9 protein-coding genes are annotated in these 10,188 nt (G+C 39.8%); 1 reads left to right on the forward strand and 8 read right to left on the reverse strand.

Annotation, left to right across the window (positions count from 1 at the left end):
• Positions 1-84: 84 nt before the first annotated feature.
• Entirely contained in the window at positions 85-1,041 is a 957-nt protein-coding gene (locus FTT99_RS14820) for a DUF6160 family protein (RefSeq protein WP_078192372.1), read from the reverse strand.
• A gap of 255 nt (positions 1,042-1,296) precedes the next feature.
• On the opposite strand from FTT99_RS14820, the gene pabB reads away from it, so the two are divergent.
• A complete protein-coding gene (gene pabB / locus FTT99_RS14825; protein WP_180130242.1) occupies positions 1,297-2,637 on the forward strand; it encodes an aminodeoxychorismate synthase component I in 1,341 nt (446 codons plus the stop codon).
• A gap of 118 nt (positions 2,638-2,755) precedes the next feature.
• Here the strand turns inward: pabB and hisC are convergent, their stop codons facing one another.
• The 7 genes from hisC to FTT99_RS14860 form a co-directional block, all read right to left on the reverse strand.
• Complete coding sequence (hisC, locus tag FTT99_RS14830) at positions 2,756-3,853, reverse strand: histidinol-phosphate transaminase (RefSeq protein WP_180130240.1); 1,098 nt, start codon at positions 3,851-3,853, stop codon at positions 2,756-2,758.
• Positions 3,854-4,034: 181 nt separating this feature from the next.
• Entirely contained in the window at positions 4,035-5,336 is a 1,302-nt protein-coding gene (gene hisD / locus FTT99_RS14835) for a histidinol dehydrogenase (RefSeq protein WP_180130238.1), read from the reverse strand.
• A gap of 201 nt (positions 5,337-5,537) precedes the next feature.
• Entirely contained in the window at positions 5,538-6,239 is a 702-nt protein-coding gene (gene hisG / locus FTT99_RS14840) for an ATP phosphoribosyltransferase (protein WP_180103104.1), read from the reverse strand.
• Entirely contained in the window at positions 6,239-7,495 is a 1,257-nt protein-coding gene (murA, locus tag FTT99_RS14845; protein ID WP_180130236.1) for a UDP-N-acetylglucosamine 1-carboxyvinyltransferase, read from the reverse strand. Before murA ends, hisG begins: the two co-directional genes overlap by 1 nt.
• A gap of 6 nt (positions 7,496-7,501) precedes the next feature.
• A complete protein-coding gene (ibaG, locus tag FTT99_RS14850) occupies positions 7,502-7,753 on the reverse strand; it encodes a BolA family iron metabolism protein IbaG (RefSeq protein WP_078191194.1) in 252 nt (83 codons plus the stop codon).
• A gap of 135 nt (positions 7,754-7,888) precedes the next feature.
• Entirely contained in the window at positions 7,889-8,221 is a 333-nt protein-coding gene (gene hpf, locus FTT99_RS14855) for a ribosome hibernation-promoting factor, HPF/YfiA family (protein WP_078191195.1), read from the reverse strand.
• A gap of 169 nt (positions 8,222-8,390) precedes the next feature.
• Complete coding sequence (locus FTT99_RS14860) at positions 8,391-9,845, reverse strand: RNA polymerase factor sigma-54 (protein ID WP_180161627.1); 1,455 nt, start codon at positions 9,843-9,845, stop codon at positions 8,391-8,393.
• Positions 9,846-10,188: the final 343 nt, after the last annotated feature.

Consider the following 10,188-nt stretch of genomic DNA (forward strand, 5'->3'; position numbering starts at 1 on the left):
ATTTTTTTATGCTTTATTGGGTCATTCCGCACTTTTTTGTAAAAAAAAGCGCGTGATCAACACGCGCCTTATTTTTATTCTAAATTACTTACTAGAAATTGTAATTACAGAACCTTGGTTATATACACCCATTGCTGGGCTGTAGAACGTTTGTAAGCCTTGAACTTCGATATCACCAATTGAACCAGCGTCTTTACTTCCTAAATGAATACCTTTCACATAGTTATCAATTGGACCAGAGTTGCTTACCATTTGAATATAACCATTGTTTGTGCCTTCTTTACCATAAACACGAACATCTTGGTTAATCGTTAAGTCAGTTTTATTAGCATCAGCAACTTTGATGCTTTCGATAAAGATTTCACCTGCTTCGCGTGTAGCCGTTTTAGTTGATGCATCTAGGATACCCAGATCTTTAATTTCTAAGCCACCAACCATTGTCGTACTCAGTTTAATCATTGCACCTTGTGGAGCAGCACCCAACTGAACATTTGCAGTCATTGGACCCGTTTTTAGAGAAAGGCCAGATAAAATTGCATTGTAGTTGTTATCGTCACCACCACGGCGAATGCCTGTAGTACCCGCTGTACCAGATGCTGTTACGCCAATTTCACCGATTTTGATATCTAAACCAGAAACATCAGCTGCGATGTTAATGAATGCACCATTTGCACCAGTACCCGCATCAGTATCGATACGTAAATCAGCTAAATTGCGAGAAGCTAGAAGATAAGCCCCACCGTTATCATAGTTTGCACCAATAACGATACCTTTATTTTCTAAAGGATCACCAGCTTTCTTGTTACCTTGAATAACGATCGCACCAGCAGTACTTGTACCGCCCTTAGCTGTATCCGTTAAACCGTCGTTATCGTGAATGAAAAGTTTTTCAATTTCAATTTTAGAGATACCAATCCCGATGTTAATACCATCTTGACCAGTGGTTGAACTAAGTGCAGCATCGTCCATTGCTTGCATAGCCATAGCATTCGCACTAAATGCGATTGAAGAAACTAGAGCTAATTTAGTGAAATTTTTCATACGGTACTCTCCCAAGAGTATTTATTTTTTTTGATTTTCAACCACTCGATTTATTCAGCTGTAATATTATTTTGTGACAACTGCTAAATCTTTCCTTGAGTTGTTTGCTCGCTCGATTAAATTATATCCAAGCTGAAATTTGTTCAACTGTTGTTGGTCGCAATCTAATTCTTACCGATAAACGGTATTTGCAAACCAAATGAATTAGGAATGGTATAAAATCCATTTTAGTCTTTAAATTTAATTTCTCTGTTGATGCAAAAACCGTTTTCTTTTAAAAAATTTATTCTCAAACAAAATGTTAGTGCTCAAAATATTTTGCAAGCGCTTGCACCCTTGTCACATGTGATTTTTTTAGAAGATCAAAATCAACCTGTTATTTGCTTTTTGGCAAATCAATATCAACAATTGAAGAATGATGAACTTAAAGCTTATGTCCGTACCAATTTAGATCAATATGAGGAATCTGATACTCAGCCCTTGCAAAATATTGCCTTCCAAGATTTATGTTCAAACTTAGGCAGCGGTTTTTCTGGGGGCTGGGCTGGTTTTATTAGCTATGATTATGCAGCGCAGCAACAGATTTCCTTGCACGCCAAAGCCCAACCTCGCTTGTTTTTAGGACAATTTTCCAATTTTTTAAAATTAGAGGATGATGGTTGGTATTTTTATAGTTCAGATCATTCTGCAGCTAGGATTTACGACTACATTGATCAGTTCATTCAAACAGAGATCGCTCAAGATCGATTTAAATTAACGCAAAAATGTACTGCAAGATGGTCCAAGTCAGACTACTCCAAAGCCTTTGATCTAGTGCAGGAATATATTAAGGCAGGCGATTGCTATCAAATTAATTTAACCCAAGAGTTCACAGCTCAAGCAAACGGTTCACTCTTAGATACCGCTCAAGAATTTTGGTCACTGACTGATGCACCATATTCAGGCTACTTACGTATTGATGATTTTGAAATTTTAAGTTGTTCGCCTGAACTTTTTATAGATTTTAAGCCTGAACGCAAGATTATTACTAAACCAATCAAGGGCACGATGCCTCGCTATGAAGACCCAGTTTTAGATGAGCAGTCAAAACAATGGTTAAAATCATCTGAAAAAGATATGGCTGAGAATGTCATGATTGTCGATTTACTGCGTAATGATTTGAGTGTTTATGCTGAAACAGGTTCTGTAAAAACACCTAAACTTTTTGATATTGAAAGTTTTAACCAAGTGCATCACATGGTCAGTGAAGTTGAGGCCGTGCTGAAAACAGATGTAAACCCTTTTGAAGTTCTGATGTCTGCCCTGCCAGGCGGTTCGATTACCGGCGCACCCAAAATCCGTGCGATGCAAATCATTGAAGAACTTGAAGGCGCCCCGCGCGGCGCCTATTGCGGCTCGATGGGTTATTTTAATCACGATGGCACGGGCTCTTGGAATATTTTAATCCGCTCTATTCAAAAATACCAAGATCAGGTTTCGCTGTGGGCAGGTGGCGGAATCACCATCGCGTCTGATTGCGATGCTGAATATCAAGAATGCTTTGATAAAGTCGAAGCGATGCTGGATTTGTTAAACACGTGGTATACGGAAGATTAAACAAAAAAAGCGATTCAATTGAATCGCTTTTTTATAACCCTCCCCTTGCGAAGCAGTGCTTCTCACCTTTTCGAAAGGAAGATTAGGGTAGATTTAAATTTATAGTAGCTTGCAGCAATCAAGCCAAAATATCGTTTTTAAGCGTATCCACAAGGCGCTGATTTTGTTCATCTGTACCAATGGTGATACGTAGGAATTGATTAATCCGCGGCTTATTGAAGTAACGCACAATAATCCCGCGTTCGCGTAATTCAGCAGCCAACTCACCTGCATCTTTATTTGGCAATGAGGCAAAAATAAAGTTTGCCGCAGACGGCAATACCTTAAAGCCCAGCTCAGACAGCTGACCTACAAGTTTTTCACGGCTCGCAATCACCTTGGCATTTTGCTCTTCAAAATAGGCTTGATCCTCAAATGACGCCACGGCTGCTGCAATCGCAAAACGGTCCATCGGATAAGAGTTAAAGCTGTTTTTGACCGCCTCAAGCGCTGCGATTAAATGCGGCTGCGCAATCGCGAAACCGACACGCAAACCGGCCAATGAACGCGACTTAGACGTGGTTTGACAAACCACAAGGTTTTCATATTTGGCAACCAAAGCCACAGCAGATTCCGCACCAAAATCGACATACGCCTCATCAATCACAACCACTGAATTCGGGTTAGCTTGCAGCACTTCCTCAATTGCAGACAAACCTAAAGCAATGCTGGTTGGTGCATTCGGATTGGTAATGATGATGCCGCCATTCGGCTGTTTATAGTCATCCACCACAATTTCAAAGGCATCATTGAGCGGTATAATTTTAGTATTGGCCGCAATGCCAAAAAATTGGCTATAAACCGGATAAAAACTGTAGGTAATATCTGGATACAAAACCGGCAGCTCTTGCACAAAAAAGGCTTTAAAAATGTGCGCCAGCACTTCGTCCGAGCCATTGCCGACAAAGACCTGCTCAACAGGTACATGCTGCTGTTTTGCAATCGCTTGCTTTAACTCAGACGCATCTGGATCTGGATATAAACGTAAAACATCAGCAGAATTTGCCAATACTTTTTGTACTGCATCCACCACTTTTGGCGATGGCGGATATGGGTTTTCATTGGTATTGAGTTTTAAAATATTTTGGATTTTAGGCTGTTCACCCGGTGTGTACGGTTCTAATTCACGTACATCAGGGCTCCAAAAACGCATTTGTTCAGAGGTAATATTTGGCATTTTATTTTGCTCTTTTTCACCCTCTCCTAACCTCTCTTGCACTTCGCTTTAAAGGAATCCTTAAAGCTCGTTCAGGGAGAGGAATATTCATTTTATGAGATTTCCCCTCTCCTTTCAGGAGAGGGTTAGGGAGAGGTTTATAGTTTTGGAAAACTAAGTTTTTCACCTAGTCTATATTTTATTACTGGTAACGATATCTCGCAGATCTCGCATGCGCATCTAAGTTTTCCTGCTGCGCTAATGTATCAGCCGTTTTCGCTAAAGTTTTCACGCCATCTTCAGAACACATGATTAAACTTGAGCGCTTTTGGAAATCATAAACACCGAGCGGTGATGAGAAACGCGCTGTGCCGGAGGTTGGCAACACGTGGTTTGGACCTGCACAATAATCACCAATCGCTTCCGGTGTATATCGACCCATGAAAATCGCGCCGGCATGGCGGATATCTTCAGCCATTTCCTGTGCTTCATCTAAGCACAGCATCAAATGTTCAGGCGCAACTTGGTTAATCAATTCGGCGCCTTCAGCACGGTCTTTGACTAAAACCAATGCGCCGCGGTTTTCGATTGAAGTACGCGCAATATCCGCTTTTGGTAACGCTTCTAAATGCTTTTCAATCCATTGCTCAACTTGATCTAAAAGTTCTGCATCTGGCGTAATAAATACCGCTTGAGCCACAGTGTCATGTTCCGCTTGTGACAATAAATCCATTGCCAGCCATTCAGCATTGTTTTGACCTTCGGCATAGACCAAAATTTCGGATGGCCCTGCAATCATATCAATACCGACTTGACCAAATACTGCACGTTTTGCTGCAGCAACAAAACGGTTGCCCGGGCCAGTAATTTTGTCCACAGATGGAATAGTTTCTGTACCATAAGCCAATGCTGCAACCGCTTGCGCGCCGCCAATGGTAAATACACGGTGTACGCCGGCTAAGTAAGCTGCTGCCAAAACCAATGGATTCAAATCACCATTCGGCGCAGGCACCACCATAATAATTTCAGGCACGCCAGCAACATGCGCAGGTACAGCATTCATCAATACAGAAGACGGATAAGAAGCTAAACCGCCTGGTACATAGATACCTACACGGTCCAGCGGTGTGACCTTTTGACCAAGGGTATTTCCTAAAGCATCAACATAGGTCCAGCCGTCTTGCTTTTGTGCTTGGTGAAATTCACGAACACGGTTCGCAGCAAGTTCTAAGGCTTCACGCACTTCTGAACTTAAACCATCAAATGCTGCTTTCAGCTGTTCTTGTGTCAGCTCTAATTCTGAGAATTGATGCGCTGGATGTCGATCGAACTGCTGTGTCAATTTAAGAACATGAGCATCACCATGCTGACGAACATCAGCAATGATTTGGTCAACGGTTTTTAAAAGTTCTGGATCATTCACAGTTTCAAAAGCCAACAAGTTAGCAAAAGCTTGCTTGAAGTTTTGATCTTGAGTCGATAAACGTCGCATCAATTTACCCACAAGGTAATCTATTGGAAAAGATTAGTTTACCTGTTTTACAGCAGCTTGTGGACATCTATCGCATGTGTTCATGTGGAGTTTTATTGAAAATAACTTTCGTTAAAATTGATGAAAATACAGTTTTATCATTATTTTTCAGTTTTCATAAAAAAACCGCCCAAATTTGAGCGGTTTGATCAGCATAGCTAGAAACTTAACAACTTATGCTTTTTTTGCTTGCTCGCGTTCTTCCACGGCTTTTTCTAGCTGTGCAAGAATTGGATTCAACAAAATTTGTTTACGTTTAAAGCTTGCTTTGTTCACGATTAAACGTGAAGACACTTTACAAATTTCTTCCAAAGGCTCTAAACCATTGGCACGTAAAGTGTTCCCTGTATCCACAACATCGACGATGTAATCACCTAAACCAACCAAAGGAGCAAGTTCCATAGAACCATACAGTTTGATCACATCAACTTGCTCCCCTAAGCTTGCATAATATTGACGGGTCAAATTGACATACTTGGTTGCAATCTTTAAACGACCTTTCGGACGAACCATGCCGACTTTACCAGCCGTCATTAACTTACAGTTGGCAATTTTTAAGTCCAATGGTTCATACACATTTTGTGCACCATGTTCCATCAGCACATCTTTACCTGCCACCCCAATATCTGCAGCACCATTTTCAACATAAGTTGGTACATCAGAAGCACGTAAAATTAAAATACGTACGTGCTTATGGGTCGTTGGAAAAATTAACTTACGAGATTTATCCGGATCTTCCAATAAGTTAATGCCAGCTGTTTCCAACAATGGCAAAGTTTCTTTTAAGATACGTCCCTTACTTAATGCTAAAGTTAAACCATGATCAAAATTGCCCATTACGTCAAAATTGGGATCATCGTTTCTCATATCGCTCATTAACTTACTCGCTTAATTTGGGCACCTAAACCTTGTAACTTCGCTTCAACATCTTCATAACCACGGTCAATATGATAGATACGGTCAATCAACGTTTCCCCATCAGCGGCAAGTGCTGCTAAAACCAATGAGAAAGAAGCTCGTAAATCAGTTGCCATCACCGGTGCAGCAGATAATTTCTCTACACCTGTAACAACAGCATCATTACCTTCAACCTGAATATTAGCACCCATACGTGCTAATTCAGGTACATGCATGAAACGGTTTTCAAAAATCGTTTCTGAAATTGTGGCAAAACCACGACCAATTGCATTCACCGCCATCAGCTGTGCTTGCATATCGGTTGGAAATTCTGGGTGTGGTAAAGTTTGGAAACTTACTGCTTTCGGGCGTTTACCCATCATATCCAGTTCAATCCAATCTTCACCGCGCGTAACTTCCGCGCCCATTTCTTCAAATTTATCTAGCACAGACTCCAACAAGTTTGGATCGGTATGTGTGGTTTTGATTTTACCACCTGTGATTGCTGCAGCAGCAAGATAAGAACCTGTCTCGATACGATCTGCAACAACGGCATATTCACAGCCATGTAGGCTTTCAACACCTGTAACAACTAAAGTATCAGTGTCCAAACCTTCGATTTTTGCACCCATCTTGATCAACATATTAGCAAGATCGGTAATTTCAGGTTCACGAGCCGCGTTACGAATGGTCGTTACACCGTCTGCAAGAACCGCAGCAGTTAGAATATTTTCAGTACCACCAACTGTGACCATATCAAAGACAACTTCGCCACCTTTTAGACGACCATCCACTTTGGCATGCACATAACCTGCTTCAACTTCAATCTCTGCACCAAGTACTTCTAAAGCTTTTAAATGTTGATCTACAGGGCGTGAACCAATTGCACATCCACCCGGCAAAGACACTTTTGCACTACCATAGCGCGCCAATAACGGCCCAAGCACCAAAATAGATGCACGCATGGTTTTCACGAGTTCATATGGTGCAAATTGGTTATCTAAGCTAGAAGTATCTGCCTTAACCGTATCACCTTCATAACTGATTTGAACACCTAAACCTGCGATCAATTTCACTAAGGTGTTCACATCTTTTAGATTTGGAACATTGGTTAATGTAATAGGTGTATCCGCAAGGATAGTTGCAGCGAGTAATGGCAATGCAGCATTTTTCGCACCAGAAATACGAACTTCACCTTCGAGCTTAGTACCGCCCTGAATCAGAAATTTATCCATTAATTATTAAGCTCCGAATAAGCTTGCTTTGCGCCATTCTTCTTTGGTCATTGCACGAATTGTTACTGCATGTACTTCACCGCTGGCAATGTAGGAGTTCAAAGGTGCATAAACAGATTGTTGACGAGCAACAGGACGTTTGCCTTCAAATTGATCATCGACGATGCGTAGATCAAATTTGCCGCCTTGCCCACTAACTGCAACCTCAGCTTCTGGAAAAGCAGCTTTTAAAATTTCAGTGAGCTGTTCACTATTCATCACAAGACCCCATATAGGACTAACGGTGTAAAACCCGTCATTTTACTATAAATCTAAAAAATAATTCATTAGTCACATACATTATATATATAAAAAAAGAGGTTATAAAAAACCTCTTTTTGTACAATGTACAATCTAAACCGTTAAAGGCATATAAATGAGCTGCATTTTTCGATGTTTATGCAATTGTTTTTTTAATTTTTCAGACAATTTTTTGATCGAGGTATACATATCATCAGCGCAAGCTTGCGCAAAAAGTTCGGTCCCGGGTAATCGTATAATCGCTTCTGCAATATGATTATCACTGCCTTTTTTTGAACGTTTATCAACTTGATGATCTTTGGTCAATTTAACTTGCATACTATTGACCTGATCTAAATGTTTGGTCATTTCCGCAAATTTAAGACGAATATTTTCTTCTATTGCTGGCGTAATTGTTAAATGGTGGCCACGAATTGTTATCTGCATAATTCTATCCCTCACCTTCTTTCAGGACTTGAAAAGTTCAAGCCGAATTATCCAACTCAATATGCGAAGCATACATTTACACGATCAGATCATTTCGACTATTCCTTATATAAAAAAGAGATTCATTATTTCGTCATAATGAACCTCTAGAATAGTCAGATTTTCAAATTTAGATCAACACTTTTCGCTCTGAAGATGATGGAATATGTAACGATTCACGATACTTCGCAACCGTACGACGAGCAACATCAATACCTTCCGCATTAAGCAAAACTGCAATTGCATTATCAGACAAAGGCTTACGTGTATTTTCTTCTGCAATCAGCTTTTTAATTTTTGCACGAATTGCAGTCGAAGACGCTTCCCCACCCGATGACGTTCCAACATGACTTGAGAAGAAGTATTTCAACTCAAATAATCCACGTGGTGTGAGCATATATTTATTTGTGGTTACACGGGAAACTGTGGATTCATGGAGTTCGACTTCTTCAGCAATGTCACGTAGTACTAAAGGCTTCATTGCCTCAGGACCTTGTTCAAAGAACGCTCGTTGATGCTCAACAATACATGTCGCTACTTTTAATAATGTTTTATGTCGTTCATCAATGCTTTTAATGAAGTTCTTAGCTTCAAGCATTTGATTTCGTAAATATTGATTATCGTCACTTTGATCTGCACGCTTGATCATATTGGCATAAAAAGAATTTACCCGTAGTTTTGGCATTACATCAGGATTTAATTGAACCAACCAATGTTCATTCTTTTTTAAGACCACAACATCTGGTATTTGATAGTCTGAATCTTTATCTTCAAACTCTTGCCCTGGATGCGCTTTTAATGTTTTTAGCAAAGAAATGGCTAGTTTAAGCTGTTCCGTATTTAAACCGGTTTGCTTAATCAACTTGGGTAATTCATTACTAATCAGCAATTCATAATTTTTCAATAATAAAATAGCTTCATATCGATATTCGATATGCTCAGGAAGATTTTCAATTTGTACCATTAGACATTCAGCAAGATTGCGTGAGCCTACCCCCACAGGATCTAGACGCTGAATATGCTTTAAAACCACCAAAACCTCGTCATCTTCGACTTCTGCTTCATAATCCATAGAGTCTAAAAGATGCTGAACCGATTGGGTAATTTCATTTAATTCACAATCTAAAAAACCTTTGTTATCTAATGCATCGATAATACAGTGTGCAATTAATTTATCGATCATAGAAAAGTGTAAAAGATTAACTTGCTCAAGCATATGCGCTTGTAAACTTTGATGACCCTGACGATTATCTTCGCGCTCTTCAAACTCAGCGGCACCTAAACTTGTGGGTTGATGGGTATAAACATCATCCCACTCCGTATCTACCGGTAACTCATCAGGTAAATGATCGGCATTTAATTCATTGGTTAAGTCTTTATTGTCCCTTTCTTGCTCTTGTAAGCTATTCAAACTTTCAACGGTATTTTGTTCTTCTACTTTCTCTAATAGAGGATTATTGTCAAGTTGGATTTGAATTTCTTGTTCCAATTCCAAACTTGAAAGCTGTAATAAACGAATGGCTTGTTGTAATTGAGGTGTTAATGATAAGGAATTGGCAACCTTTAACCCCATCGCTAATTTCATTAATAACTCCCCCTATAATTAACCGCACTTTATAAGCAATTTTTATGCCGTTTTATTTTTTATAGCATAATTTTGAAGATAACGCCCGATTTTTTGTCTTTTTTAGACTCATTATTCAGCTAATTCATTCTTGCATTAGGGATGATTCGTCTTATAAATGAATTATTTAATTAGATATATTATTAATTTTACTCTAACTCCCTATCCATTTTTCTTCTTTCCCCTTTTCTCCGCACATAAAAAAACACCCCCTGCACTAGTCAGGGGGTGTTTTCGAATAATGAGCTGGCGATGACTTACTCTCACATGGGTAACCCCACACTACCATCAGCGCTAAGAGGTT

The sequence above is a fragment of the Acinetobacter sp. YH12040 genome (assembly GCF_013420005.1).
Classification (GTDB): domain Bacteria; phylum Pseudomonadota; class Gammaproteobacteria; order Pseudomonadales; family Moraxellaceae; genus Acinetobacter; species Acinetobacter amyesii.